The sequence below is a fragment of the Burkholderia sp. SIMBA_051 genome (genome assembly GCF_046534915.1).
GTDB classification, from domain to species: domain Bacteria; phylum Pseudomonadota; class Gammaproteobacteria; order Burkholderiales; family Burkholderiaceae; genus Burkholderia; species Burkholderia ambifaria.
The window spans coordinates 1-433 of the sequence record NZ_JAWRXS010000062.1; the positions used below are offsets into that span (position 1 = coordinate 1).

At 61.9% G+C, this 433-nt stretch carries 1 protein-coding gene; it reads left to right on the forward strand.

What is annotated here, in order from left to right; all coding sequences use genetic code 11:
* Positions 1 to 433 (forward strand): serine hydrolase domain-containing protein (locus SB771_RS33535; RefSeq protein WP_410721858.1); only part of this gene is annotated, 433 nt, incomplete at both ends.

Genomic DNA, 433 nt, shown 5'->3' on the forward strand with positions numbered 1-433 from the left:
CTCGTATATGAGGGAGCGCGTGGCAAGACGAATCTCCGCACCGGCGAGGCCATCAGCCCGGACACGATTTTCTGGCTTCTGTCGATGACAAAGGCGATTACCGCAACCGCGTGCACGCAGCTCGTCGAACAGGGCAGGTTGCGGCTGGATCAGCCGGCGGGCGAGATACTGCCGCAGCTAAAGTCGCCCCAGATCCTCGACGGGTTCGACACGTCAGGACAGCCGAAGCTGCGTCCTGCGCGCAATACGATCACGGTGCGTCATCTGCTGACGCATACCTCCGGTTTTACATACAGCGTCTGGAGCGACAGGCTCAGTCAGTACGAGAAGGTGACGGGGATGCCCGACATCGGCTACTCGATGAACGGCGCATTCGCGGCGCCGCTCGAGTTCGAGCCCGGCGAACGCTGGGAGTACGGCATCAGCATGGACT